Here is a 24,592-nt window from a genome sequence, read left to right as displayed (position 1 = left end):
GCGTCAGTCGCCGCGGACGGCCTCAGCCACGGGCACGTCGCCGTCCACGAAGTCGATCTTGCGGCCCACCGTGCCCGGCTCATCGAGCACGGCCACGATCACGCGGGCGACGTTGCCGCGGCTGGCCTCACGCTGTGAGGCATCGGAGTCGGAGAGGTCCGGGTCCACGGTGATGCGGCCGGACGGCTCCGCCTCGGTCAGGGTGCCGGGGCCGAGGATGGTCCAGGCCAGCCCGGAGTCCCGCAGTGCCTCGTCCGCCTCGGCCTTGGCCTGCGCGTACGTGTAGAAGGGGTCGTCCTCGGGCACGTCGTGGTGCAGGGACGCGCCGAGGTAGGACACCATCACGTAGCGCCGCACACCCGCGGCCTCGGCGGCGCGCATGCTGGCGACGGCGGCGTCGTGGTCCACGGCCCGGGTGCGCTGGGCGTCCCCGCCGCCGGCGCCCGCGGAGAACACGACGTTGTCCGCGTCGCGCAGCGCGTGGACCAGCTCCTCCTGGTCCGCCTTCTCGATGTCCAGGACGAGCGGTTCGGCGCCGGCGGCGCGGACGTCCTCGGCGTGGTCGGGGTTGCGGATGAGGGAGACGACGTCGTGGCCGGCCTCCGCCAGCAGGGGCGCAGCGAGCAGGGCCACCTTGCCGTGGCCGCCGATGATCACGGTGCGGGTCATGGGGATCTCTCCTTCGGTTCGATCGGGTGCTGGACTTCCACAGTAGGGAGAGCCCGCCGCCGGTACGAGGGTGGAGCGGCGCGCGACCGCCACCCCGCTCCTCAGCTCTCCGCCTGGCCCTCCCGCCAGTAGCCCATGAAGGAGACGTGCTTCTTCGGCACGCCGCCGGGGCCCACGCTGAGCCGGCGCAGGGCGCGCACCATCGCGGACTCCCCGGCGAGGAACACGTAGGCCTCGGGCCGTTCGTCGGCCTCGAGGGCGGCGACGGTCCACTCGCGCTCGACGGAGGCCGCGGGCGGCGCGACCGGCCCGCCGGCGTCGTCGGGGTCCACGCCCAGCAGGGCGGCGAGGCGGGCGTGCGCCCAGGACCCCGACGGCGCCCCCGGCGCCCGGCGGCCCACGTGCAGGCGCACGCGGCCCCGGTCCGCCAGCTCCGTCACGGCCCGCCAGTCCCACGGCTCGGGGACGGCCAGGCGCTCGGCGATCAGGTCGGCGGCCTGTCCGTCGTGGGGCAGCTCGAGCACGAGGTCCGCCTCGCCGTCGAACCCGCCGAACGGGTCCGCGAGCTCCTCCGCCACGGACACCAGGGCGGGGACGGCGGTCTCGTCGCCCACGGCCAGCACCCGGTGCGCCCCCGTCTGCCGCCAGCCGGACCACGCCGGCGCCTCCGCCGAGGGCACCAGCACGTTCACCGCGTCCCCGGCCTGGACGGCGCGCGCCCAGCGCAGGCCCGGCCCCTGATGCGGGTCGGCGGGGTCGTCCGGGTCGCCGTGCAGCACCACGTCCACGGTCAGCGAGGGCACCTGCCGCCCGTCGAGCCGCACGAGCCCGGCCGAGCGCACCGTGTACGTGCGCATCCAGCCGCGCTCCTCCTCGGGGATGGCCAGGAACCCGGCGCGGAACCCGGCGGACAGGTCCGGGTCCGCCGACGTCCCGCCCGGCGGGGGGATCAGCAGCTTCACATAGGCGTCCCGGCGTGGCCGCGCGCCCCGGTACAGGGCGTGCAGGTCGGCGACGCCGGGCGGCAGCAGTCCCAGCAGGTCCCCGCTGGCGGCCTCCAGGTCCGGGCCCGCCAGCACGATCCGCCGGAACCCGCGGCACGGCTGCTCCACGGACACCACGCGCGTGTGCACCACGATCATGCCGTCGGCGCTCATCGGCGGTCCCCGGCCCCGCGCGGCAGCACCACGGGGTGGCCCAGCAGCGGGTCGGCCACCACGTCCGCGTCCAGGCCGAACACCTCGGCCAGCACCTCCGGCACGATCACCTCGCCCGGCGTGCCCTGCGCCACCACCCGGCCCGCGGCCATCGCCACGATGTGGTCCGCGCTGCGCGCCGCCAGGTTCAGCTCGTGCAGCACCGCGACGACGGTCGCCCGGCCCTCGCCACGCGGGTCCGGGAGCGCGCGCACCAGGTCGAGCACCTCCACCTGATGGCTGAGGTCGAGGTAGCTCGTGGGCTCGTCGAGGAGCACCACCGGGGTCTGCTGGGCGAGCACGAGGGCGAGCCACGCCCGCTGCCGCTGCCCGCCGGAGAGCGTGTCGGCCTCGCGCTCGGCGAGCTCGACGAGGTCGGTGCGCTCGAGCGCCGAGGCGATCGCGGCGTCGTCGCCGGCCGCCCGGCCGCCCAGGAGCCCGCGGTGCGGGTGACGGCCGCGCGCCACGAGCTGCGCCACCGTCATGCCCTCGGGCGCCACGGGATGCTGGGGCAGCAGCGCCACGGTGCGGGCGTAGTCGCGCGCGGACACGCGGGCGGCGTCCCGGCCGAGCACCTCGATGCTCCCGGCGCGCGGGGCGAGCTGGCGGGTCAGGCCGCGCAGCAGCGTGGACTTGCCGCAGCCGTTGGCGCCGATGATCGCGGTGACGCGCCCGGCGGGCACGTCCAGGTCGAGGTCCTCGACGATCGGCGGTGCCGAGACCGGGCCGTAGCCGAGCGTCAGGCCGCGCAGGCGGATCGCGACGTCGTCGGCGGCCCCGGCGCGCGGTGCGGCGGGGGACGGGGCGGTGAGCGGGGGAGCGGTCATGCGGAGCGCACGCCTCCTGGGGTCCGGCCCTGGCGCAGCAGCAGCCAGAGCATGAGCGGGGCGCCGGCGGCGCCGGTGAGCACACCGGTGGGCAGGGCGGCGCCGGTGAGCAGGGGGACGGCCTCGCCGGCCACGAGGTCCGCGAGCAGCACGAGCGCGGCGCCCGTGAGCGCCGCCGCGGGCAGGGAGGGCAGGCCGCGGGTGAGCCCGCGCGCCACCGGGGTGGCCAGCAGCGCCACGAACGCCAGCGGTCCCACGACGGCGGTCGCCACGGCGGCCAGCACCGCGCCGAGCCCCAGCGCCGCGGCCGAGGTGGGGCGCGGTCGGGCGCCGAGGGCGTGCGCGAGGTCCGGGCCGACGTCGGCGGGGGCCAGCCGCGCGTGCAGCACCCCCGCCAGCGGCAGGGCGGCCACGAGCACGCCCGCGAGCAGCGCGATGCGCCCCCACGTGACGCCGTTGAGCGAGCCGGCGATCCAGACGGTGGCCGACTGCAGGTCGTGCTGGGCCAGCGAGAGCATGGCCCCGGCCACCACGGCCTGGCCCGCCGCCGCCACCGCGATGCCGGCCACCACGAACCGTTCGCCGCCCACCGAGCGGGCCGTGGCGAACACGGCGACCACCGCCGCGAGGCCGCCGATCAGTGCCGTGGCGGCGCGCGTCAGGTCCGATCCGCCGCCGGTCTGCCCGGCGGTCGCCAGCATCCCCAGCACGACCGCCGCCGCGGCGCCCTGGGTGACGCCCAGGATGTCCGGCGAGGCCAGGGGGTTGCGCAGGGTGCGCCGGTAGAGCGCGCCGGCCGCGCCCAGGGCGGCGCCGGTGAGCACCGCGGCCACGGCGCGGGGCAGCTTCTCCTCCAGCACGATGAAGCTCGCCCCCGGGATCGTCTCCCCGGCCAGGATCCGCACGAGGTCCGGGACGGTCACCTGGTACGTGCCCCACACCACGCGCAGCAGTGCGAGGACCAGCACGGCCACGGCGAGGCCCGCACAGGCCCATCCGAGGCGGCGCCGGTCGGAGCGGCGCAGGCGGGCGACGACGTCGGCCGCGGCGGTGCGCTGGAGGCTCATGCGGCCACCCCCGGGCGGCGCAGCAGCGCCAGCAGCACGGGCACGCCGAGCAGGACGGTGGTCACCCCGAGGTGGATCTCCCCGGGTGCCACGACGAGCCGCCCGGCGAGGTCCGCGAGGATCACGAGGACGGCGCCCCACAGGGCGCAGCCGACCATCAGGGCCCGCGTGCTCGGCGGCCGCAGACGGCGCAGCGCGTGGGGCACGAGCAGTCCCACGAACCCGACCGGCCCGGCCAGCGCCACCGCCGTGGCCGTGAGCAGCACGACCGCGCCCAGCAGCACCGCGCGCACCCGCTCCGGGCGCCCGCCCAGGCCGTGCGCGAGGTCGTCGCCCAGGGCGAGGGCGTCGAGCCCGGGGGCCACGGCGACGGCGGCGAGCAGCCCGACGGCGATCACGGGCGCCAGGGCGAGCGCCTCGCCGAGGTCGGCGCGGGCCACCGTGCCCACGGCCCAGAACCGCAGTCGGTCCTGGACCGTGGGGGAGAGCACGAGCAGCGCCGTGGTGCCGGCGGTGGCGCCGGCGGTGATCGCGGCGCCGGCCAGCACGAGCGCCATGGGGGAGGGGGCGCCGGGTGTCGTCCGGCCCCTCCGCGTGGCGGCCGCGGCCACCGCGTAGCCGAGCGCCGCCGCGACCAGCGTCCCGACGGCGGCCAGCGCCAGCACCCCGAACGTGGAGCCGGCGACGCCGAGCGCCATGCCCGCCGCCACGGCCAGCCCCGCGCCGGCGGAGAGCCCGAGCAGCCCCGGGTCGCCGAGCGGGTTGCGGGTGGCCCCCTGCAGGGCGGCGCCGGCCACGGCCAGCGCGGCCCCCACGAGCGCCCCCGTCACCACGCGGGGCACGCGGGAGGCCACGGCCGCCGCCTCGATGCCCTCCGGCACGGGGTGCCCGGTGATGACCGCGCCCAGGGTGTCGAGCGCCGTCGTCGCCGGCACGGTGCGCGCGCCGAGGGCGACGCCGGCCACGAGCGCCGCCAGCAGCAGCGCCGCGGGCAGGGCGCCCATCAGCACGCCCGCGCGGACGCGGGCCGGGGAGGCCAGGGCCGTGGACGGCATGGGGAGGGATCAGCCCTGCGCGGTCTTCGCGGCCTCGGCGATCGGCGGGACGACCTTCTCGAGCGCGAACGGGATGGACAGCGGGGAGATCGCGGAGACGGAGAGGACCTCCTGCTCGTCCGTCTGCAGGACGAGGGCGCCGGCCTCCACGGCCGGGATCGAGCCCAGCAGGGGGTCGGACTCGATGGCCTCGCGGACCGAGTCTTCGGCGGCCCAGGAGACGAACACGTCCGACTCCAGCTCGTCCGCGCGCTCGGGCGACCACGTGAAGAAGAACGCCTGGTCCTCCGGGGAGTTCTCCGTCACCACCGGCGCCTGCTCCATGCCGAGCAGCTCGAGGAACTTCGGGCGGTTGTCCACGTCCGTGTAGATGCTGATCTGGTCCGCGGCGGCGGGGTCGATGGTGCCGTAGACGAAGGACGCGCCCTGGAGATCCGCGTGCTTCTCGCCGGCGTCCTTGATCTGCTGCTCGAGGTCCGCGATGAGCTCCTCCGCCTCCTGCTCCTTGCCGAGCACGCGGCCGATGACCTCCGTGGACTGCTGCCACGAGGTGCCGTAGGCGGGGACGTCCTTCGGGTAGGCCACGGTGGGGGCGATCTTCGAGAGGCGGTCGTAGTCCTCCTGCGTGATGCCGGAGTAGACGGCGAGGATGACGTCCGGCTTCACGGCGGCGATCGCCTCGGCGTCGATGCCGGAGGCCTCGGACCACTGCACGGGCTTCTGGGCGCCCTCGGTCTCGGCGAGCTTCGCGTCGAACCAGTCGGTGGACTTCTCCGCGTTCCCGCCGAACTCCACGGCGGCCATGCCCACCGGCACCACCCCGAGGGCGAGGGCCACGTCCTGGTTCACCCAGGACACGGTGGCCACGCGGGTCGGGCGCTGCGGGATCTCGGTGGTGCCGTAGACGTGCTCGATGCTGCGCGGGAACGCGGCGTCCCCGCCCGCGGCGTCCGACGACGACGCACCGGCCGACGAGGACGAGGCCGAGCCTCCGGCCGGGCCGGTGGAGCACGCGGCGAGCAGGAGGGTGAGGCCGACTCCCCCGCCGGCGAGGAGGGAGCGGCGGGACAGGGGGGACGGTGCCATGGTGGTGGCCTTTCACGGTCGCGACGCGCGGGCGCCGGGCGGAGGGGGTCGGGTCTGCGGTCGGAGGATGCGTCGGCCCTGCCGGGCCGGCATTAGCAAACACTGACGTGAGGTAACTCCGGAAGGTTAGGGCAACCTAACGCCCCTGTGCAATCCCGGTGAGGGGCGTCGTCGGGGGAGGTGGGCGGGATACGGTGGCCTGGTGAGCCAGAACCCCCTCCCCGCCCCGCGCGGCGACGCGCAGCGCGGCGCCGCCGACCACCACGACCGGGTCTCCGCGATGTTCGACGCCATCGCCGGCCGCTACGACCTGATGAACGCCGTCATGACATGGGGTCAGGAGCCGCGCCTGGTGCGCCACACGGTGGCGCGGGCCAACATCCCCGCGCAGGCCCGCGTGCTCGACCTGGCCACCGGCACCGGCGACCTCGCGTTCGAGGTGCTCAAGCAGCACCCCGACGCACAGGTGGTGGGCGCGGACATCGCCGCCGAGATGATGGAGGTCGGCCGTGCCCGCGCGGGCGGGGACCGCATCGAGTGGGTCGTCGCGGACGCGACGGACCTGCCGTTCGAGGCCGACTCGTTCGACGCCGTGACCCACGGCTACCTGCTGCGCAACGTCGCGGACATCCCGGCGACTCTCGCCGAGCAGTTCCGCGTGCTGCGGCCCGGCGGCTGGGTCGCGGCCCTCGAGACGTCGCCGGCGCCGGACAACGTGCTCAAGCCGTTCTCCTCCTTCTACATCCACCGGGTGATGCCGCAGCTCGCGAAGCTGATCGCCGACCGGCCCGAGGCCTACGCGTACCTGTCCTCCTCGACGAAGGCGTTCCACACGCCGGACGAGGTCGCGGACCTCTTCGCCGAGGCCGGCTTCGTGAACATCGGCCACGAGACCCACATGTTCGGCACCCTGGCCACGCACTGGGCCATGAAGCCGGTCGACTGACGCCGGCCACGCGGCGCGGCGTCAGCACAGGGCGGCCCCGGTGGCGCCGCCGGATGCGTCAGGGCTGTGACGAGTCACGCTGATGTCCGCAATCCGAGAAGACTCTGGGCCGACCCGGCTGATCCGCGTAGCATGGGGCTCCGTCGAGGGGGGATCCGCGCACCCCCCGGCCTCCGGTCGCCGCCCGTCCGCCATCCCCCGGAACGGCGTCGCCCCTCCGTCGCGAGGCGCTCGTCCCCCGCAGCCCGCGACGTCCGCGTGGGCACCGTGAACCGTCTCTTGAACGTAGAGGAACCTTGTGAGCCCCATCCAGAGCACCACCGGCCCGTCATCCATGGCGGAGCTGAAGAAGGTCCTGCCCGAGCTCTCGCACCCGGACGGCGCGCCGGTGCGGGTGCTCGTCGTGGACGACGAGCCGATGATCGCCGACCTGCTCTCCATGGGCTTCACCCTCTGCGGCTGGGAGGTGATCGTGGCCCACGACGGCGCGACCGCCGCCGAGCTGGGCACCGCCGGCCGTCCGGACCTGGCGATCCTGGACGTCATGCTGCCGGACATGGACGGCCTGGACGTCCTGGATCGCCTGCGCGCCCACTGGTCGGAGATGCCCGCCATGTTCCTCACCGCCAAGGACGCGACCGAGGACCGCGTGGCGGGCCTGGCCGCCGGCGGCGACGACTACGTGACCAAGCCCTTCTCCATGGAGGAGGTGCTCATCCGCGCGCACCGGCTCGTGCAGCGCTCCGGCGTGGTCTCGGGCGGCTCCGAGGTGCTCGTGGTCGGCGACCTGGTGATGAACACCCGCACCCACGAGGTGACCCGCGGCGGCGACGAGATCGAGCTGACGGCCACGCAGTACAACCTGCTGAAGTTCCTCATGGCCAACGTCCGCACGGTGCTCTCCAAGGAGCGCATCCTGCAGGACGTCTGGGGCTACGACTTCGGCGGCCGCGCGAACATCGTCGAGCTGTACATCTCCTACCTGCGGAAGAAGATCGACGCGGACCGGGATCCCATGATCCACACCATCCGCGGCGCCGGGTATGTCATCCGGCCTGCCTGAGACCGCCGCGGTCCCGTCGGGGCACGGCAGCACCCGCCGCAGGCGGCCCACGTCGCTGGCCCGACGCATCGGCGCCGGCGTCCTTCTGATCCTGATGGCCACCATCCTGGCCTACTCGTTCTACGCGGCCGGCATCACGAAGGCCCTGCTGACCGAATCCGCCTCCCGGGACGCCTCCGAAGCATGGATCCGCGCCTCGGAGCAGCTGACGGCCCCCTCGCCGGGCGGAGGGGGCGACGGCGGCCCGGGGCAGGGGGACCTCCGCGTGCCGGGCACCCTCGGCCAGCCCGAGGGCACGGTGGTCGCGCTCGTCCCGCTCTCCGGTCTGGAGGAGCATCAGCAGGACGCCCTCATCGGGCACCGGGTCGGTGACGCCGGGGAGTCCGTGCCGCTCACGGCGCGGGAGGCCCACGACCTTCTGCACGCCCTCCGGGACCGGCCGGGCGGGCCGATGCTGGACGCCGTCGTCGGCGACGTCTCCTATCGCGTCCAGGCCCAGACCCTGACCGCGCCGGGCCCCTGGGTGGCCGCGGACCAGGTGCTCGTGGTGGGGGCGCCGACGGGCGCCATGTCCGACGTCACACGGCAGGCGCTGCTCGCGGTCGCCGTCGGACTGTCCGTCACCGTCCTCACCACCGCGATCCTGGTGACCCTGTGGCTGCGTCGGGGACTGGCCCCGCTGCGCGAGGTCGCCGCCGTCGCCGAGCGGGTCGCCCAGGTGGACATGGCCCGCGCCGGGCTCGATCCGGAGGACTCACGCATGCCGCCTCGGCTCCTGCAGGGGCCGGACGAGGTGGCCGTCGTCGCCCAGGCGCTCGACCGGTTCACCGGCTCGGTCGAGGCGGCCCTGGAGCAGCGCCGCGTGCAGGAGCAGCAGATGCGCCGGTTCATGGCGGACGCCTCCCACGAGCTGCGCACGCCGCTCGCCTCGGTGCGCGGCTACGCCGAGATGATCGCGATGACGGAGGAGCTCTCCGCGACCGGCCGGCGGTCGCTCGACCGGGTGCTGTTCCAGGCCGACCGGATGGCCGCCCTCGTGGACGACATGCTCCTGCTCGAACGGCTCGAGTCCGTCTCGCGCGGCCGGGCCATGGGCCTGAAGCCCTCCGGGGAGGTGGCGCTGGCCGAACAGGTGGACCTGTCCGAGGTGGTCCTCGAGGGCGTGATGGACGCCCGCGCGGCGTGGCCGGACCACACATGGGTGGTGGACCTGCCCGAGGGGGCGGAGCCGGGCACCCAGCGGTCCGTCACCGGCGACCGGTCGCAGCTGGCCCGCGTGGTCGGCAACCTGCTCTCCAACGCGGCCAAGCACACCCCCGTCGGGACCACCGTCACGGCCTCCGTGCGGGAGGACCGGCCCCGGCCCGGCCTCATGCTCGTCAGCGTCCACGACGACGGCGGCGGCATCCCGGCCGACCGACACGCCACCCTCTTCCACCGCTTCGTCCGCGGCCCCGGGAAGGGCCGGACGAGCGCCTCGGGCACGGAGCCGTCCACGGGTCTGGGTCTGGCCATCGTGCGCTCGATCGCGCGCAGCCATGGCGGGGACGTGACCGTGGCGTCCGAGGGCGGGTGGACGCGTTTCGACGTCGTCGTGCCCTGCACCCCGGGGCGCGCCGGGCCGGGGGCTGCGGGCTCCTGCTGCGGCTCCGCCCGGGCCGGCCGGCCCTGACCCCGGGACGGCAACCGTTGACGTATCCCCACCCCCCTGTGCGTACGGTGCCTGTGTATGACCGAAAGGGTCGTCCGGGACTTCCGGCCGATCCACCCCGACGCCGGTCGGCGCAGGCCGCCGGTGAGAGGAGCACGATCATGACTGACATCCGCCGCACCGCCACCGCCCTGACCCTCGGCGCCGCCGTCGTCACCGGCCTCGGTGCCCCCGCCGCCGTCGCGCAGACCACGGCCCCGGCCACCGAGACCGCCACCACGGCACCGGCCTCCGAGTCGCCCGCCCCCCAGGAGGAGGAGAAGGACGACAACGGCAACTGGGGCCTGTGGGGCCTGGCCGGCCTGCTGGGCCTGGCGGGCCTGGCCGGTCGCCGCAAGCGTGAGGTGCACGCCGAGCACGTGCGCCGCGACCACCACGTGGCCGGCGCGCACCGTGACCACGACGTGCACCGCGTGGACGACCGCGCCGGCGACGTGCGCACCGAGGGCGACGCCACCCGCCGCCCGGGCACCGGCGACGGCCGCTGACCCGACCCCGGCCGCCCGGAGCGGCCCGTGACCGCGACCCCCGTCCCTCCGGCGGGGGTCGCGGCGCGTCCGGGGCGGGTCTCGAATGCGCCCGTCAGTCCGCGGTGTCCCCGGCGGAGGGCGCGGCGCGCAGCACCGCGTCCGTGAGGCGGTCCAGAGCCGCGGTCCCGGCCGTCCAGCGCTGCCAGTGCAGGTGCACGTCGGCCGCGCCGAGGGCCGGGATCGTCTCGAGGTCGGGGTGCCGGCCCTCGAGCACGCCCGGCGGGATCTGCACCGAGGGGAGCATGCCCCAGCCCAGCCCGAGCTCCACCGCCCGCAGATACGCGTGCACGGACGGCACGAGGTGGGTCGGTGGGTCGGCCACGGGCCGGCCGCGGGTGACGCGGCGCAGCACCGTGTGCTGCAGGCCGTCGCGGGGGCCGTAGTCCACGATCGGCAGCGTGCCGAAGTCGACCCGGCCCCGCGCGTCGCGGTGCAGCTCCAGCAGGAAGGACGCGCACACCGCGTGATAGCGCATCGTGCCCAGCGGGGTGGAGGTGCACCCGGCCACGGGCGTGGGGTCGTCCGTCACGGCCGCCACGACCGCGCCGTCCCGCAGCAGGACGGCGGTGTGCTCCTGGTCCTCGGACTGCATCTGCAGGACGACGTCGTCCCACGTCGCCGCCTCGCGCAGCACGGGCTCCCACCACGTGTCGAGGGAGTCCGCGTTGAGGGCCACGCGCAGCGGCACGCGGCCGCCGTCACCCCGGCCGAGCGCGGCGAGCGCCTCGTCCTCGAGCGCGAGGGTCTGCCGGGCGAGACGGAGCATGCGCTCTCCGGCCGCGGTCGGCCGGACGGGGACGGTGCGGGCCAGGAGCACCTGGCCCACCTGCCGCTCCAGGGCCTTGATCCGCTGCGAGAAGGCCGAGCCGGAGATCCGCAGGGAGTCCGCGGCGGCGTCGAAGGTGCCGTGGTCGACGGCCGCGACGAGGGCGCGCAGGTGGTCGGAGTTCATGCGGTCCAGGGTAGGGGTGGCCATGAAGGATGTCTTCAGATCCTGAAGAAGATCGCGATGGCACGGACGTGGGACGGCTCCTATCCTCGCTCGGTGACCATCTTCGCCACCGGATTCCTGACCTACCTCGCCCTCATCGTCGCCATCGGCGCGCAGACCCTGTTCCTGCTGCGCCAGATCGTCCGACGCGACCGCGTGTGGACCGTCCTGACCGTGTGCTTCGTGGCCGATGTGGCGCTGCTCGTGCTCGGCGCCGGCGGCGTGGGCGTGGTGGCCGAGCGCTGGCCGTGGCTCGTGCCCGCGCTGACCGTGGCCGGCGTGGTCTACCTCCTCGGGTTCGCCGCGGGCGCGCTGCGCTCCGCCTGGCGCGGGGACCGGACCCTCAGCACCGCGGCCGCGGACGTCGAGGGGACCGGGCACGGCCCCGACCGCATCGACCTCGCGGTCCTCACCGGTGAGCTGCCGCTGATCGACCCGGTGACCGGCCGCCTGGCCGAGCGCGAGCCGGCCGGGGCCGGCGTCGGGCATCACGACGACGGCGCGCCCGGCTTCGGCGCCCCCTCAGGCGGCGGGTCGGTGACGGTGCGGCAGCGCGTGCAGCCGCGCCGCGTGGCGCTGGACCGCCCGCAGACGCCGCTGCCGCGGATCATCCTGCTGGCGCTGTCCGTCTCCCTGGTGAACCCGCACGCCATCCTCGACACCGTGGTCATGATGGGCACCTTCGCGCAGACGTTCGGGGCGGCGAAGTGGGCGTACGTGGGCGGTGCGGTGGCGGCCTCGCTCGTGTGGTTCACCGCGCTCGGCTGGGGCGGCACGAAGCTCGCCCCGTCCATGGACTCGGCGCGGACGTGGCGGATCGTGGACGCCGTGGTGGGCGTGCTCATGCTGGGAATCGCCGTGAAGGTGGGGCTCACGCTCCTCTGAGCCGCGCGGGGAGGATGATGGGGGCATGAGTCCTTCCCCCTCCGACTCCGCCCGCACCCCGACCGTCGCGGCCGGGGAGGTCATCCGCGTCTCCGCCGTCGTGCTGGCCCGCCCGGACCGCCGCGTGCTGACCGTCCGCAAGGCCGGCACCGCCATGTTCATGTTCCCCGGCGGCAAGCACCTGCCGGGCGAGGACCCCGTGGACACCGCCGTCCGCGAGGTGGCCGAGGAGACCGGGCTGCGCCTGCGCCCGGACGAGCTGACCCGCCTGGGCGCGTGGGACACCGCCGCCGCCAACGAGCCCGGCGCCGCCCTGCACTCGGAGGTGTTCGCGCTGTGGCGGCCCGTCGCCCGGCACGAGGTCCCCGAGCCGACGGACGAGATCGTCGAGCTGCACTGGATGGACCCCGCCGCCCCGGCCGCACCGGGCGGGCACGGCGTGGCCCCGCTGCTGCACCCCGTGCTGGCCGCCGTCGCCGCAGCGCCCCCGTTCTGACGTCCGCGCGGGCCGGCCGGCCCGCGCTGATGTCCGCCCCGGCCACTAGCCTGGCCCGGTGACGTCGCTGCTCCGCATCCTGCGCTTCGCGCCCCAGCTCCACCGCCTCTACCTCGGCATCGCCGTCAGCTCCGTGCTGGCCGCGGTGCTGGCCCTGGCCACCCCGTTCCTGATCGGTGCGGCCACGGACCGGATCGTCGCCGCCGTCGCGGGGGAGACCGGTGTGGCCGAGGCCGTCACCGCGGTGACCTGGCTGGCGGTCGCGTTCCTCGCCGTCGAGGTGGCGACCACCCTGGTGGCGAGTGTCGGCGGCTACTGGGGCGACGTGATGGCCGCGCGCATGCGCGCCATCCTCTCCACGCGGTACTTCGAGCAGCTGCTGCACCTGCCCCAGCGGTACTTCGACACCGCGATCACCGGGCAGGTCGTCAACCGGTTGAACCGCACCATCAACGAGCTCACCCAGTTCCTGCAGTTCTTCGCGAACAACGCGTTCACCATGCTCATCACCACCGCTGCGGTGCTCGTGATCATGGCGTTCTACTGGTGGCCGCTGGCGATCCTGCTGGCCGTCGTCTTCCCCGTGTACATGTGGCTCACCGCGCGGACCTCCGCGAAGTGGCAGGTGTGGGAGGGGGAGAAGAACACGGAGGTGGACATCGCCTCGGGGCGGTTCGCCGAGGTGGTCTCCCAGATGTCCGTGGTGCGGGCCTACAACCGGCAGGAGCAGGAGCTCACCGGGTTCCGCGACCGGTTCCTGCGGACCGTGGGGATCACCCGGCAGCAGTCCCGGTTCTGGCACGGCATGGACGCCGGGCGGCGGCTCGCCCTGAACGTGGCCTTCGGCGCGATGTACCTGATCGTGTTCGTCCGCACCGCGCAGGGCCTGTTCTCCGTGGGCGACATGGTGATCCTCCTGCAGCTGATGAACATGGCCCGGCAGCCGATCTTCTCCATGAGCTTCCTCGTGGACTCCGCCCAGCGCGCCGTCGCCGGGTCGAAGGACTACTTCGAGGTGCTCGCCGAGGAACGCGAGCGGGCCGGCGGGGCGGCGCTCGCGGTGGCGAGCGCGGACGCACCGCGCGTGCCGGCGGAGCCGCGGGCCGACGTCGTGCCGGGTGCGCCGGACGTCCCCGCGGACGTGCCGGCCGTGCGCTTCGACGAGGTCTCCTTCGCCTACGACGCCGACGCCTCCCGCCCCGTGCTGGACCGCGTGTCCTTCGACATCCCGCGGGGTGCCAGGGTGGCGCTCGTGGGCGAGTCGGGCGGCGGGAAGTCGACCATCGCGCACCTGCTGCTGGGTCTGTACCCGGTGACGAGCGGACGCATCGAGGTGTTCGGACAGGACGTCGCCGGGCTGGACCTGGCCGTGCTGCGCGGGCGGATCGCCACCGTGTTCCAGGAGCCGAGCCTGTTCTCCGGGACGGTGCGCGAGAACATCGCCTACGCGGACCCCGACGCCTCCGACGAGCGCGTCCGGGCCGCCGCCGAGGCCGCGTACGCGCACCGGTTCGTGGAGGCGTTCGACGACGGCTACGACCAGGTGATCGGCGAGCGCGGGCTGCGGCTGTCCGGCGGGCAGAAGCAGCGGATCGCGGTGGCGCGGGCCGTGCTCAAGGACGCACCGATCCTCGTGCTGGACGAGGCCACCTCCGCACTGGACACGAAGTCCGAACGGCTCGTGCAGGCGGCCCTCGAGGACCTGATGGTGGGGCGGTCGAGCCTGATCGTGGCGCACCGGCTGAGCACGATCGCGTCCGTCGACCGGATCGTCACGCTGCGCGGCGGGCAGGTGCAGGAGATCGGGACCCCGGCCGAGCTGGCCGAGTCAGGCGGGATCTACGCGCAGCTGCTCGAGCTGCAGAGGGCCGGCACCCAGGAGGCCCGGAAGATGCTGAAGGAGTACGGGCTGAGCGGATGATCCCGGAATCTTCTGCGGATCCGACCCTTCTGGGCGCTCCGCGGAGGCCCAGAAGGGTCAGATGCGCAACGGATTCCCCGCGCGCGGCAGGACGCCCACGACGACGTCGCCCCGACGTCTCCGCAGGGCCTGTGGACAACCGGGCCCGCCGGCGTCGGGAGCGAGCAGGATCGGGGCCATGCGCGTGCCCGGACCCTTCCCCGCCCACCTCCAGGACGCCCCGTTCACGCGGGCGCAGGCGCTGGCCGCCGGGGTGTCGGGGTCGCGGCTGCGCAGCCGGGACGTCGAACGCGTCACGCACGGCCACTACCGCTGGATCGGCCCCGTCACCGGGGCGACGCCGCCCGCACGTCCCCTCGCCACCGAGCTGTCCCGGCTGCAGGACCTGGCGGCGATGCGTCCCGACGTCGTGGTGACCGGCGAGTCCGTGGCCCGGCTGCTGGGCTGGCCCCTCCCGGACGACGTGAAGGCCCGGGTGCGCCCCACCGTCCTGCGGTCCCGCACCCGCCGGGTGCTGCGGGAGCCCGGCGTGCGCACCCGGCTCGTGGACCTGGACCGCGTCATCGTGCGGCGGGACCGGCTGCATGGGCTGCGCTGGACCTCTCACGCCGACACCTGGTTCCATCTGGCCACCGTCCTGGACCGGGACGCGCTCGTGGCGGTGGGGGATCGGCTGGCACGGGAGGACGAGCGGCGGGGGAAGGTCGCGCTGGCCACCCGCCGCGAGCTCGGTGCCGCGCTCGAGCGGCACACGGGCGAGGCCGGGATCGTGCGGGCGCGGGAGGCGCTGGCGCTCGTGCGCACCGGGTCCGACTCCCCGGCCGAGACCGAGCTGCGCCTGGCCCTGATGGCCGCGGGGCTGCCCGAGCCGGACCTGCAGATCGAGCTCTGGGACCCCGACTACTCGCTGTGGCACCCCGCCAGCGCGGACCTCGGCTACCGGCGGTGGCGGATCGCGATCCACTACGAGGGCAAGACCCACGACGGCGCCGCGCAGGTCGGCAAGGACACCCGCCGGGACGCGGTGTTCCTGCGTCAGGGCTGGCTCAACATCCGGGTGGCGGGGACGGACCGGTGGCGGGGATTCGTCGAGACGGCGGGGCTGGTGCGGGCCGCGATCGCGGAGCGTGGCGGTCTCGACGCCGGTGGCGCGGAGGATCGTCTGCGGAACTGACCCTTCTGGGGCGGGAGCGGACGTCCAGAAGGGTCAGGGGCGCAGAAGATTCCGGAAGGCCGACGACGGCGCCGCGTCACGCGACGACGCACCGCGGTCGCGCTCCTACCATGACGGGATGACCGCACCGGATCCCGCCCCCACCGACGCCCGCCGCGCGGAAGACCGCTCCGCACGCATCGCCGTCACCGTCTTCCCGCTGCTGGTGCTCGCCGCCGCGCTCGTGGGCTTCCTCGCCCCGACCGCCGCGAAGACGCTGCTGCCCCAGGTCAACCTGTTCCTCGGGATCATCATGTTCGGCATGGGCCTGACGCTGACCCTTCCGGACTTCGGCCTCGTCGCCCGCCGGCCGCTGCCCGTGCTGCTGGGCGTGGTGGCGCAGTACGCGATCATGCCGCTGCTGGGGCTCGGCGTCGCCGTCGTGCTCCAGCTGCCGCCCGAGCTCGCGGCGGGCGTGATCCTCGTGGGCTCGGCCCCGGGCGGCACGTCCTCGAACGTGGTCAGCTACCTCGCCCGCGCCGACACCGCCCTCTCCGTGGCCATGACCTCCGTGTCCACGCTCCTGGCCCCGCTGCTCACGCCGTTGCTCACCCTGTGGCTGGCCGGCCAGTACATGGCCGTCGACGGCGGCGCCATGGCCAAGTCCATCGTGAACATCGTGCTCCTGCCGGTCCTGGGCGGACTCGTCGTGCGCCTGCTGCTGCGCCGCGTCGTCGACCGCGTGCTGCCCGCCCTGCCGTGGGTCTCGGTGGTGTTCATCGCGCTGGTGGTGGCCGCCGTCGTCGGGAACAGCGCCTCCCGTGTGCTGTCGGCGGGCCTGCTGGTGTTCGCAGCGGTGGTGCTGCACAACGGGCTCGGCTACCTGCTCGGCTACGGCGCGGCGAAGCTGTTCCGGCTGCCCACGCCCGTGGCGCGCACGGTCTCGATCGAGGTCGGCATGCAGAACTCGGGCCTGGCCGCGGGCCTCGCCGCGCAGTACATCTCGCCGGCCGCAGCCCTGCCGGGCGCCGTGTTCTCGATCTGGCATAACCTCTCCGGGGCCGTGCTCGCGATGGCCTACCGCCGTTCCGACGGCCGGCGCGCCGCGCAGGAGTGAGGGCCGCGGCGCAGGTCAGCCCTGCGCGGGCGGCTCGTTGATTTGGAACGTGGCCCCGGCGGGGTCCTGCACGGTGGTGACGCGGCCGAACGGGGAGTCCTGGGGGCCGTCCAGGACCGTGCCGCCGTGCTCGCGGATCACCTCGAGCGCGCGGTCCGTGTCCGCGACGGCGATGTACATGCGCCAGTACCCCACCGCGTTCGGCGGCAGCCAGGCCCGCGCGTCGCACAGGCCCGCGGTCGCGCGGTCGAACGGGTGGTTCGTCGCGTAGCGGGGGCCGTCGTGGGCCGCGTCCTCGGCGTCGGCCGCGGTCTGCGTGTCCTCCGGGGCGCCGTCGTCCCCCAGCGGGGTGGGCTGCCAGCCGGCCACGGCGCGGTAGAACTCGGCGGACTCGTCGAAGCGGGTCGTCATGAGCTCGAACCACACGGAGGTGCCGGGGGTGAGCGGCAGGTCATGGCCGGCCAAGGTGCCGGACTGCCAGAAGCCCACCACCTCGTGGCCCGGGCCCTCGGCCATGGCCATCACACCGAGGTCGCCGACGGGCATGGCGTCCACGAGCACGGCGCCGCCGTTCTCCCGCACGGCGGTGAGGGTGGCGTCCATGTCCTGTGTGCGCAGGTACACGGTCCACGCGGCGGGCGGGGCGTCCTCGCCGGTCATCTGCGAGAGCTGGTCGGCGTCCATGGCGCCGCCCACGGAGGCGCCGTCCTTGGTGATCATGCGGTAGTGGCCGAACTCCTCGCCGGAGTCGGTGAAGGACCAGCCGAAGAGGGCCTCGTAGAAGGCCTGCTGGCGGGCGAAGTCGGGGGCGGTGTAGTCGATCCAGGCGGGGGAGCCGGCGGGGGCGGCAGGGGCAGCGAGGAGGGTCTCGCTCATGCGGCTCAGCGTAGGGCGCGCCCGGGACCCCGTCACGAGGTCTCGGGCGCGTCGCCGGGGCCGCGGACCGGCGCCGAGCTGTGGGGCGCGGCTCGCACGCACCGCGCCCCGCCTGCTCACACCTCGGTGGAGGTGGCGGTGTCCAGGTTGCCGGTGGGCTCGTCCCCGAACACGACGCCCGGTCGGGTGAGCAGGGCGCGGGCGACGGCGACGCGCTGCTGCTGACCGCCCGAGAGCTCGTGCGGGCGGTGGCGCAGGCGGGTCAGGGCGGTGTCGGCCAGGCCGGTGATCTCGGTGCCGCCAATCCTCACGGAGCCCGAGGTCGGCGTGTCCAGCCCGGCCAGGCAGTGCATGAGCGTCGACTTGCCCGAGCCCGAGGGCCCCATGATCGCCGTGAACGCGCCCGAGGCGAAGTCCACGTCCACCCCGCGCAGGGCGTGCACCTGCGCACCGCCCCGCCCGTAGGCGCGGGTGAGGCCGCGGGCGCAGACGGTGGGCGCCGTCGTCGTGGCGGCGGACGACGACGGCGTGCCCGGCCCCGGCGCGACGGGGCCGGGGGTCGTGGGGGAGGCGGGGTGCGAGGTGGGTGGGGTGTCCATGGATCCCACTCTTCCGCGCGGACGCGGCGGGGCGGATCGGAGGAGGGGACCACCTCTGCGGGCGGCGGGTCATGCCCGGGGATGAGGCGGGCCGGCGAGGCGTGGACCCGAGGGCGTCAGGCCCCCGCCGCCGGGCGGTGCCGGGCGGAGTGGGATGATGGGGACATTAGAGCCGACGCCCGCGCCAACCGCCAGGACCTGCTGGCGGCCGCCGGCCGTCTCATCGCCACCCAGGGGGCCGCGATGTCCCTCCGCGGGGTGGCGCAGGAGGCCGGGGTCGGCGTGGGCACGCTGTACCGGCACTTCCCCACGCGTCGGGATCTGCTGGACGCCGTGCTCGAGGACGTCGTGGCCCGCACCGGAGGGATCCTGCAGGCCTTCCTCGACGGGGCGGCCGGGGACGAGCGCGACGGCGGGGCCGAGGCGCGGTGGCGGCGGCTCGCCGAGGACCTGGGGGCCGTGAACCTGGCCTCGCTCGCGGCGGCCCGGGACGACTTCGACCCCGCCGACCGGCCGCCCGAGGCCCTCATCGCCGAGGCCGAGCGTGTGATCCTCGAGCTCGCGGACCAGGTGGTGGCCGAGGCGCGGCGGGCCGGGCTCGTGGGCCCGGACGTGACCGGGGCGGACTACCTGTTCGGCCTGCTCATGGTCACCCGGTCGCCGGAGTGCGCGCTGCTGGGCCACGGCCCGGACCAGCGGGGCTGGCTGCTGGACACGTACCTGCGCGGCCTGCGGCCCTGAGGGCGCGGCCGGGTCAGTCGCCCGGGGCGTCGTCCTCCAGGACGGGGCGGGCGGTGGCCCACGCGACGGCGCCGGCGAGCAGGCCGGCGCCCGCGGTGAGCGCCAGGCGCAGCAGCCCCTCGACGCCCGTGAACAGGCTCAGGCCCAGCATCACGACGGCGGCCGTCACCAGTGCGACGAAGAAGGCCACGCATTCGCTGTCCCGCTGCGCCCGCTCGGCGGCTGGGTCGGAGGCGCGGGACGTCGTCGGGGCGGGGTGGTCCAGGATGCTGCCGGTCATGGTGCCTCTCCTCCAGTGCGCGTCGGGCCGGGGCGGCCATCGGCGCGTGCACCCCGGCGGCGGACCCGCTGCGGGGCCTGCGTCCAGCATCGCGGAGGGGGTGGGCGCACCGGCAGGGCCATGAGGATGAACCTCGGGGCGTCCGACTCATACCCAGGTATGACCTGTGATTGTGCTGACAGGCGCCTGGGGAGAGGCTCAGGGAAGGGCCCCGCCGCCCAGGCCGGCCGCCGAGGCCGGCCGTTGAGGCCGGCCGTTGAGGCCCGCCGCCCAGGCCCGCAGACACGCCGCTACGACGACGGCGTAGCGGCGCGTCTGCGGGCCTCGACGAGGGGTGGGGCAGGGGCTAGGGCGGGGGCTGCAGGGCGTGCCGGAACGGCGGGTCAGAACTGCACGAGGCCCGCGCGGTGGGCGATGAGCACGGCCTGCACGCGGTCGCGGGCGCCGAGCTTGGCCAACACCCGGCCCACGTGCGTCTTCACCGTCGCCTCGGAGAGCACGAGCTCGGCGGCGATCTCCAGATTCGCGGCGCCCTGCGCCATGAGCACCAGCACCTCGCGCTCGCGCGGGGTCAGCGACGCCACGGCCGCCTGCTGCTCCTCGCACTCGGCGCTGCGGACCTGGTCCGAGCGCAGACGCGGGGCCATGTGCGTCAGGAGCCGGCGCGTCGTGGACGGGGCGATCACGGCGTCGCCCCGGTGCACCGTGCGGATCGCGGCGAGCAGCTCCTCGGGAGGGGCGTCCTTGAGCAGGAAGCCGCTGGCGCCCGCCTCGATCGCGTCGAACGCATACTCGTCCAGGTCGAAGGTGGTCAGCACCACGACGCGCGGGGCATCCGGCCGGCGCAGCAGCGCGCGGGTGGCCTCGATGCCGTCCATCTCCGGCATGCGCACGTCCATCAGCACGACGTCGGCGCCCGCCACGGACACCGACGCCACCGCCTCGCGCCCGCTGCCCGCCTCCGCCACGACCGTCAGGTCCGGCTGCGAGTCCACGAGCATGGCCAGCCCGGACCGGATCAACGCCTGGTCGTCCACCAGGGCCACGCGGACGGGGGCGGTCTCCTCGGAGCTCATGGGGTCATCCTCTCAAGTCGGGCGGGGGCGGCCACCCCTCACACCGCCGAGTACGGCAGGTGGGCGGACACGCGGTACCCGGTCCCGACGCGCGGCCCCGTCTCGAGCGTCCCGCCGAACAGGGCCGTCCGCTCGGCGGCCCCCCGCAGACCCTGGCCGCTGCCCCGGGTGGCGGGGTCGGCGGCGGCGCCGCGGCCGTCGTCGTCGATCTGCAGGTCCAGGCCGCGCGCCGTCCAGGCGAGCGTGACGAACGCATCCGCGTCCGGCCCGCCGTGGCGCAGCGTGTTGGTGAGCGCCTCCTGCACGATCCGGTACGCGGCCAGCTCACCGCCCGCCGGCAGCGCACGGCGGGGCGTGTCGGTCTCCAGCAGGGACACCTCGAGTCCGGACAGCCGCATCGTCTCCACGAGCGCGGGCAGGTCCGCGAGCCGCGGCTGGGGCCGGCGGCCCGGGGGCAGGCGGGCGCCGCGGCCGTCGGGGGCGGCGACGACGTCGGGACGCGTCCCGGTGGGGTCCGCGCGGTCCGGGGCGGGGTCGGCGGGTCGCCGGGTGTCGTCGTCCGTCACGCCGGGCACCCCGGCCACGGTCTCGCCGGTCTCGCGGAGCACGCCGGGCAGCTGGCGCATGTCCGCGAGCGCGGAGCGGCCGGTCTGGCCGATGGTCTCGAGCGCGGTGACCGCGAGCGCGGGCTTGGCGGCGGCGGCGTACCGGGCACCGTCGGCCTGGGAGATGATCACCTGCAGGGAGTGGGCGACGATGTCGTGCATCTCCCGGGCGATGTGGCTGCGCTCGTCGGCGGCGGCGAGCTCGCGCTCCTGCCGGGACTGCACCTCGAGGCGGTGGGCGCGGTCCTCGAGGGCGCGCACGGTGAGGCGGCGGTTGCGCACGACGTCGCCGAACGCCCACGCGGTGAGCACCATGAGTCCGCAGCCGATCGCCATGATGACCATGGCCAGCGGCTCCGCGGGGGAGCGGACGGTGAGGCCGTCGGGGGTGACGAACTGCGCCGGGAACAGCCACACCTTCACCCCGTTGGCCACGCCGCCGACCAGCCCCGTGAGGAGCCCGGCCACGGAGATGCTCCGGGGCGCGTTCGCGGCGAGGTTGTAGACGGTGAGCGGCACCATCAGCAGGGACAGGCTGAACTCGGGCCCGGCGAGCAGGTGCAGGACGGCCGCGGCCGTCACGACGGCGGCCGAGGCCACCGGGCGCACCCGACGCACGGCCCACGGCAGGACCATGCCGGCCCCGGCCAGGAGGGAGACGGCCGTCTGCCGGCCCTGGGGGTCCGGGGCGACCATCGGCCCGAGCGCGATCCACGGCAGCGCCACGAGCACGGTGAACAGTGCCGCGGCGGCCATCACGTCGGTGCGCACGGGGTGCAGGCGCGTCCACTGGTCGAGGCGGCGCAGGGGGTTCACGCGGGCCAGCCTAGGCCGCAGGCCGAGTGGCCGGCGTCAGTCCGCGGGATGATCCGGGACGGTCCTCAGGGCGCGAGGGAGGCGAGGACGTCGGCGGCCGGCGCCTCACGGACCCGGTGCGCCTCGGTGCCGGCCCACAGGTGGACGCGCTCGAGGTCGCCGACGGCCGCGGCGGCGGCGCGCAGCCCCTTCGTCAGGACGTTGACCTCGGGGTACGCGGCGGGGGCGTCCGGGTGCTCCGCCATGAACGCGGTGGCCAGCGACCGCGCCCACCGCCCCGTGTAGGCGCGGGTCAGGGCGGTGCGGGCCCGCCCGTCGTCAGCGGAGAAGCGTGTCCCGGCCGCACACGCCGCGACGGCCGCCCGGTGCGCCGCCGAGGTGCCCGCCTCCGGGGTGAGGAGGAACGCGGTGCCGGCCGAGACGGCGTCGGCGGTCAGCAGGGCGCGCACGTCCTCGGCGGTGCCCACGCCGCCGGCGGCCACCACGGGTACGGCGCCCGCGGCCCCCGTCCCGACGACGTCGCGCACCGCCGCCAGCACCGTCGGCAGCTCGGCGCGGGTCGGCTCCGCGGCCGGGTCCGACGTGCCCCGGTGCCCGCCGGCGCGGTGGCCCTGCACCACGAGGAACGCGGCCCCGTGCTCGAGGGCGGCCCGCGCCTCGGTCGCGTCCGTCACGGTGGCCCCGGCCGGGATGCCCGCGGCGGCCAGCCGGGCGAACACGTCCGCGGCCGGCAGGCCGAACGTGAAGGAGACCAGCGGCCACGCCTGCTCCTCGGCGGCGGTGAGCAGGGCGTCGAAGTCGGCCCGTTCGGCGTCGGGGTCCGGGACCACGTCCGCGGCCGTGGGCAGGTCGGCGGCGCCGTCGGCCGTCAGGTCCGCCCGGTACGCGGCGACGGCCGCCGCCCGCGCCGACCGTGCCGCCTCCGTGCGCGCCGCGTCCGGGATGGCCGTGTTCACCGCGTCCGGCACGAACAGGTTCACGCCCCAGCGGTCCGGCCCCTCCGCGCCCAGCAGCGCGCGCAGCGCGTCCACCTGCGCGCGCATCTGCGCGGCCGTCCGCATGCCGCCGGCGAGGAACCCGCCGCCGCCTGCGCCGACGACGGCGGCGACCAGCTCCGGGGTCGAGGGGCCGCCGGCCATCGGGGCCACCGCCACGGGCACGGGCGGGATCAGGCGGGCGCGGGTGACGTCGTCGGGGTGGGATGGCTGCGTCATGACCCCCAGAGTAAGGGGAGGGGTGTCGGCCCCACCCCGCGCCTACAGTGGGGCGCAGTACACGAGGAGAGGGGGTGCGCCGTGGAGGTGCTGCTCGCGCTCTCACCCATCCTGCTCACCCTCGTGCTGCTGCTCACCCGGCTGCCCGCGTGGGTGGCCCCGGCCGCCGGGACGGCCGTGGCCGTGCTGCTGGCCCTCACGGTCTTCGGCGTGGCCCCGGGCGACCTGGGCGGCGCGGTCGGCGCCGGCGTGCCCACGCTGCTCGAGATCCTGGCGATCATCGCTGGCGGTATCACCCTGTCCCGCGTCATGGAGTACTCGGGCGGGCACGCGCGCCTGGCCGCGTGGCTGTCGGCGGGCAACGGCCCCACGATCGCGACCGCGCTGCTCATGGTGCACGGCGTCATCCCGTTCCTCGAGACCGTGACCGGGTTCGGCGTCTCCCTGATCGTGGGTGTGCCGCTGCTGCTGGGTCTGGGCTACACGGCGTTCCGGTCCGCGCTGATCTCCGTCCTCGCGCTCACCATCGGCCCGTGGGGGTCCATGGCGCCGGGCACGCTCATGGGCGCCCGCCTGTTCGGCCTGGACTTCCGGGAGATCGGGGTCACCGCCGCGGTGTTCAACCTGCCGGCCTGCCTGGTGGCGGGCGTGGCCACGGTGCTGCTGCTGCGCGGGGCGCGCGGCATGCGAGTCGACGTCGGCCCGGCCCGGACACTGCCCTGGCTCGGCGTCGCCGTGCTCTCCGGGGTCGCCCAGTGGGCGCTGATCCTGGGGGCGAACCTCGTGGTCGGCACCGCGCCGGCGGGCGCCGTCGCCACGTTCGTGCTCACCGTGGCCTGGCTGCTCGTGATCCGCGGCGGCCGGCTGCTGCCCGGGCCGGGGCGGGACGTGGTGCCGTACCTGACGCTCATGGCCGGCACCGTGCTGGGCACCACCGTGAAGGGCGCGTTCGGGCTCGAGGGGGCGGCGGCCCTCGTGGGGACGCCGGCGCTGTGGGCGTTCGTGGCGGTGGGCGTGGGCGTGCAGCTGCTCCACCTCGACGCCGCCGCCCGCCGCCGCGTCCCCCGCGAGGCCGGGAAGCTGTGGGTGGGCACCGCCATCCCCAACGCGCTCTACGTGGCGTTCGGGCTCATCCTTTCCGCCGGCGGGGTCTCGCAGGCGCTCGCGGGCGCGCTCAGCGGGATGGGGGAGTCCTACCTGGTGGCGATGCCGTTCCTCGGCGCGTTCGCCGGCTTCATCACGGCCTCGAACACCGGGGCCATGGCCCTGATCGGCCCCCTGCAGATGGACACGGGCGCCGCCCTGGGCGTCCCCCCGCCCTGGTCCAACGGCCTGCACAACGCGGCCGCGGGCTGGGGCATCGTCGCCGGGCCCGCTCGCATCCAGGTGGCCCACGGCATGGCCGCGGGGGCGCAGTCGCCGCAGATGCCCGGCTGGGCCGTGACGCGGCGGAACCTGTTCGTGGTGCTGCTGCCGGCCATGCTCGCCGGGATCCTCGGCATGGCCGTGATGGGCTGGTTCCTGCTGCCGCGGTGACGCGCGGGGGGTGGAGCGGGGCCCGGGTGGGGCGGCCCGGTTCCGTGGGCGGAAGCGGCAGGCCAGAGCGTTCCGTGGGCAGAAGTGCCCTCTCTTCTGCCCACGGAGGCGACGGGGTTGTGGGTTCTGCCCACGG

General features: G+C 75.5%; 23 protein-coding genes and 1 pseudogene. 11 read left to right on the top strand and 13 right to left on the bottom strand.

What is annotated here, in order from left to right; genetic code table 11:
• Nucleotides 1-3 precede the first annotated feature (3 nt).
• The 6 genes from SJ20_RS06295 to SJ20_RS06270 all read right to left on the bottom strand — a co-directional run bounded on the left by SJ20_RS06295 (nucleotide 4) and on the right by SJ20_RS06270 (nucleotide 5,900).
• The gene (locus tag SJ20_RS06295; RefSeq protein ID WP_044659322.1) at nucleotides 4-669 is read right to left on the bottom strand and encodes an SDR family oxidoreductase; all 666 of its coding nucleotides are present in this window, start codon (nucleotides 667-669) and stop codon (nucleotides 4-6) included.
• A 101-nt stretch (nucleotides 670-770) separates the two neighbouring features.
• Entirely contained in the window at nucleotides 771-1,826 is a 1,056-nt protein-coding gene (locus SJ20_RS06290; RefSeq protein WP_044659321.1) for a siderophore-interacting protein, read from the bottom strand.
• Nucleotides 1,823-2,692 (bottom strand): ABC transporter ATP-binding protein, encoded by an 870-nt coding sequence (locus tag SJ20_RS06285; RefSeq protein ID WP_044659320.1) that lies wholly within the window; start codon nucleotides 2,690-2,692, stop codon nucleotides 1,823-1,825. The genes SJ20_RS06290 and SJ20_RS06285 overlap by 4 nt, the downstream gene beginning before the upstream one ends.
• On the bottom strand, nucleotides 2,689-3,759 hold the full coding sequence (locus SJ20_RS06280) for an iron chelate uptake ABC transporter family permease subunit (protein ID WP_044659319.1): 1,071 nt from the start codon (nucleotides 3,757-3,759) through the stop codon (nucleotides 2,689-2,691). The genes SJ20_RS06285 and SJ20_RS06280 overlap by 4 nt, the downstream gene beginning before the upstream one ends.
• Nucleotides 3,756-4,814 (bottom strand): iron ABC transporter permease, encoded by a 1,059-nt coding sequence (locus SJ20_RS06275; protein WP_044659318.1) that lies wholly within the window; start codon nucleotides 4,812-4,814, stop codon nucleotides 3,756-3,758. Before SJ20_RS06275 ends, SJ20_RS06280 begins: the two co-directional genes overlap by 4 nt.
• Before the next feature lie 9 nt (nucleotides 4,815-4,823).
• Nucleotides 4,824-5,900 carry an iron-siderophore ABC transporter substrate-binding protein gene (locus tag SJ20_RS06270; RefSeq protein WP_044659317.1) on the bottom strand — a complete coding sequence of 359 codons (1,077 nt, stop codon included), beginning with the start codon at nucleotides 5,898-5,900 and terminating at the stop codon, nucleotides 4,824-4,826.
• 202 nt (nucleotides 5,901-6,102) lie between these two features.
• On the opposite strand from SJ20_RS06270, the gene SJ20_RS06265 reads away from it, so the two are divergent.
• The 4 genes from SJ20_RS06265 to SJ20_RS06250 all read left to right on the top strand — a co-directional run bounded on the left by SJ20_RS06265 (nucleotide 6,103) and on the right by SJ20_RS06250 (nucleotide 10,108).
• Nucleotides 6,103-6,846: a ubiquinone/menaquinone biosynthesis methyltransferase gene (locus SJ20_RS06265; RefSeq protein WP_044659316.1), complete on the top strand. Its 744-nt coding sequence runs from the start codon at nucleotides 6,103-6,105 to the stop codon at nucleotides 6,844-6,846.
• 334 nt (nucleotides 6,847-7,180) lie between these two features.
• Nucleotides 7,181-7,909 carry a response regulator transcription factor gene (locus tag SJ20_RS06260; protein ID WP_044659339.1) on the top strand — a complete coding sequence of 243 codons (729 nt, stop codon included), beginning with the start codon at nucleotides 7,181-7,183 and terminating at the stop codon, nucleotides 7,907-7,909.
• Between the two features lie 94 nt (nucleotides 7,910-8,003).
• Nucleotides 8,004-9,581 carry a cell wall metabolism sensor histidine kinase WalK gene (locus SJ20_RS06255; RefSeq protein WP_235281271.1) on the top strand — a complete coding sequence of 526 codons (1,578 nt, stop codon included), beginning with the start codon at nucleotides 8,004-8,006 and terminating at the stop codon, nucleotides 9,579-9,581.
• Between the two features lie 140 nt (nucleotides 9,582-9,721).
• Nucleotides 9,722-10,108, top strand: coding sequence for a WGxxGxxG family protein (locus SJ20_RS06250; RefSeq protein WP_044659315.1), 387 nt, complete (start codon nucleotides 9,722-9,724; stop codon nucleotides 10,106-10,108).
• A 94-nt stretch (nucleotides 10,109-10,202) separates the two neighbouring features.
• Here SJ20_RS06250 and SJ20_RS06245 read toward each other — a convergent pair whose 3' ends face one another.
• Entirely contained in the window at nucleotides 10,203-11,126 is a 924-nt protein-coding gene (locus tag SJ20_RS06245) for an ArgP/LysG family DNA-binding transcriptional regulator (RefSeq protein WP_082067595.1), read from the bottom strand.
• A gap of 69 nt (nucleotides 11,127-11,195) precedes the next feature.
• On the opposite strand from SJ20_RS06245, the gene SJ20_RS06240 reads away from it, so the two are divergent.
• From SJ20_RS06240 to SJ20_RS06220, 5 genes are all read left to right on the top strand, one after another.
• Nucleotides 11,196-12,026: a LysE/ArgO family amino acid transporter gene (locus SJ20_RS06240; RefSeq protein WP_227717951.1), complete on the top strand. Its 831-nt coding sequence runs from the start codon at nucleotides 11,196-11,198 to the stop codon at nucleotides 12,024-12,026.
• A 25-nt stretch (nucleotides 12,027-12,051) separates the two neighbouring features.
• Nucleotides 12,052-12,522, top strand: coding sequence for an NUDIX domain-containing protein (locus SJ20_RS06235; RefSeq protein ID WP_002855389.1), 471 nt, complete (start codon nucleotides 12,052-12,054; stop codon nucleotides 12,520-12,522).
• 58 nt (nucleotides 12,523-12,580) lie between these two features.
• Entirely contained in the window at nucleotides 12,581-14,443 is a 1,863-nt protein-coding gene (locus tag SJ20_RS06230) for an ABC transporter ATP-binding protein (RefSeq protein WP_044659314.1), read from the top strand.
• A 178-nt stretch (nucleotides 14,444-14,621) separates the two neighbouring features.
• The gene (locus SJ20_RS06225) at nucleotides 14,622-15,617 is read left to right on the top strand and encodes a hypothetical protein (RefSeq protein WP_044659313.1); all 996 of its coding nucleotides are present in this window, start codon (nucleotides 14,622-14,624) and stop codon (nucleotides 15,615-15,617) included.
• 118 nt (nucleotides 15,618-15,735) lie between these two features.
• Complete coding sequence (locus SJ20_RS06220; protein WP_036382369.1) at nucleotides 15,736-16,713, top strand: bile acid:sodium symporter family protein; 978 nt, start codon at nucleotides 15,736-15,738, stop codon at nucleotides 16,711-16,713.
• Between the two features lie 15 nt (nucleotides 16,714-16,728).
• Here the strand turns inward: SJ20_RS06220 and SJ20_RS12295 are convergent, their stop codons facing one another.
• On the bottom strand, nucleotides 16,729-17,589 hold the full coding sequence (locus SJ20_RS12295) for a VOC family protein (RefSeq protein ID WP_036382371.1): 861 nt from the start codon (nucleotides 17,587-17,589) through the stop codon (nucleotides 16,729-16,731).
• Nucleotides 17,590-17,708: 119 nt separating this feature from the next.
• Nucleotides 17,709-18,188: pseudogene (locus SJ20_RS06210) on the bottom strand (ABC transporter ATP-binding protein); the annotation flags it as partial.
• A gap of 165 nt (nucleotides 18,189-18,353) precedes the next feature.
• Here SJ20_RS06210 and SJ20_RS06205 point away from each other — a divergent pair.
• Nucleotides 18,354-18,929: a TetR/AcrR family transcriptional regulator gene (locus tag SJ20_RS06205; RefSeq protein ID WP_044659334.1), complete on the top strand. Its 576-nt coding sequence runs from the start codon at nucleotides 18,354-18,356 to the stop codon at nucleotides 18,927-18,929.
• 13 nt (nucleotides 18,930-18,942) lie between these two features.
• On the opposite strand, the gene SJ20_RS06200 is transcribed toward SJ20_RS06205, so the two are convergent.
• The 4 genes from SJ20_RS06200 to SJ20_RS06185 form a co-directional block, all read right to left on the bottom strand.
• Entirely contained in the window at nucleotides 18,943-19,209 is a 267-nt protein-coding gene (locus SJ20_RS06200) for a hypothetical protein (protein ID WP_044659312.1), read from the bottom strand.
• A 383-nt stretch (nucleotides 19,210-19,592) separates the two neighbouring features.
• On the bottom strand, nucleotides 19,593-20,285 hold the full coding sequence (locus tag SJ20_RS06195; RefSeq protein WP_012751126.1) for a response regulator transcription factor: 693 nt from the start codon (nucleotides 20,283-20,285) through the stop codon (nucleotides 19,593-19,595).
• A gap of 38 nt (nucleotides 20,286-20,323) precedes the next feature.
• Nucleotides 20,324-21,706, bottom strand: coding sequence for a sensor histidine kinase (locus SJ20_RS06190; RefSeq protein WP_044659311.1), 1,383 nt, complete (start codon nucleotides 21,704-21,706; stop codon nucleotides 20,324-20,326).
• Between the two features lie 65 nt (nucleotides 21,707-21,771).
• Nucleotides 21,772-22,920, bottom strand: coding sequence for a nitronate monooxygenase (locus tag SJ20_RS06185; RefSeq protein WP_044659310.1), 1,149 nt, complete (start codon nucleotides 22,918-22,920; stop codon nucleotides 21,772-21,774).
• Between the two features lie 81 nt (nucleotides 22,921-23,001).
• Here SJ20_RS06185 and SJ20_RS06180 point away from each other — a divergent pair, with 81 nt between their 5' ends.
• Nucleotides 23,002-24,456, top strand: coding sequence for an L-lactate permease (locus SJ20_RS06180; protein WP_036316204.1), 1,455 nt, complete (start codon nucleotides 23,002-23,004; stop codon nucleotides 24,454-24,456).
• Nucleotides 24,457-24,592 lie beyond the last annotated feature (136 nt).

It is taken from the genome of Micrococcus sp. MS-ASIII-49 (assembly GCF_000946635.1).
Lineage (GTDB): Bacteria > Actinomycetota > Actinomycetes > Actinomycetales > Micrococcaceae > Micrococcus > Micrococcus luteus.
The sequence above is the reverse complement of the archived record's forward strand: the minus strand, read 5'-3'. Positions and strand labels throughout refer to the sequence as shown.

Bases quoted from the DNA above. Each gene is read 5' to 3' on its own strand.
- SJ20_RS06260 (WP_044659339.1), top strand. From the start codon at position 7,181: ATGGCGGAGCTGAAGAAGGTCCTGCCCGAGCTCTCGCACCCGGACGGC.
- SJ20_RS06250 (WP_044659315.1), top strand. From the start codon at position 9,722: ATGACTGACATCCGCCGCACCGCCACCGCCCTGACCCTCGGCGCCGCC.
- SJ20_RS06235 (WP_002855389.1), top strand. From the start codon at position 12,052: ATGAGTCCTTCCCCCTCCGACTCCGCCCGCACCCCGACCGTCGCGGCC.
- SJ20_RS06200 (WP_044659312.1), bottom strand. From the start codon at position 19,209: ATGACCGGCAGCATCCTGGACCACCCCGCCCCGACGACGTCCCGCGCC.
- SJ20_RS06245 (WP_082067595.1), bottom strand. From the start codon at position 11,126: ATGGCCACCCCTACCCTGGACCGCATGAACTCCGACCACCTGCGCGCC.
- SJ20_RS06280 (WP_044659319.1), bottom strand. From the start codon at position 3,759: ATGAGCCTCCAGCGCACCGCCGCGGCCGACGTCGTCGCCCGCCTGCGC.
- SJ20_RS12295 (WP_036382371.1), bottom strand. From the start codon at position 17,589: ATGAGCGAGACCCTCCTCGCTGCCCCTGCCGCCCCCGCCGGCTCCCCC.
- SJ20_RS06185 (WP_044659310.1), bottom strand. From the start codon at position 22,920: ATGACGCAGCCATCCCACCCCGACGACGTCACCCGCGCCCGCCTGATC.
- SJ20_RS06295 (WP_044659322.1), bottom strand. From the start codon at position 669: ATGACCCGCACCGTGATCATCGGCGGCCACGGCAAGGTGGCCCTGCTC.
- SJ20_RS06290 (WP_044659321.1), bottom strand. From the start codon at position 1,826: ATGAGCGCCGACGGCATGATCGTGGTGCACACGCGCGTGGTGTCCGTG.
- SJ20_RS06225 (WP_044659313.1), top strand. From the start codon at position 14,622: ATGCGCGTGCCCGGACCCTTCCCCGCCCACCTCCAGGACGCCCCGTTC.
- SJ20_RS06195 (WP_012751126.1), bottom strand. From the start codon at position 20,285: ATGAGCTCCGAGGAGACCGCCCCCGTCCGCGTGGCCCTGGTGGACGAC.
- SJ20_RS06220 (WP_036382369.1), top strand. From the start codon at position 15,736: ATGACCGCACCGGATCCCGCCCCCACCGACGCCCGCCGCGCGGAAGAC.
- SJ20_RS06275 (WP_044659318.1), bottom strand. From the start codon at position 4,814: ATGCCGTCCACGGCCCTGGCCTCCCCGGCCCGCGTCCGCGCGGGCGTG.
- SJ20_RS06255 (WP_235281271.1), top strand. From the start codon at position 8,004: ATGGCCACCATCCTGGCCTACTCGTTCTACGCGGCCGGCATCACGAAG.
- SJ20_RS06285 (WP_044659320.1), bottom strand. From the start codon at position 2,692: ATGACCGCTCCCCCGCTCACCGCCCCGTCCCCCGCCGCACCGCGCGCC.
- SJ20_RS06270 (WP_044659317.1), bottom strand. From the start codon at position 5,900: ATGGCACCGTCCCCCCTGTCCCGCCGCTCCCTCCTCGCCGGCGGGGGA.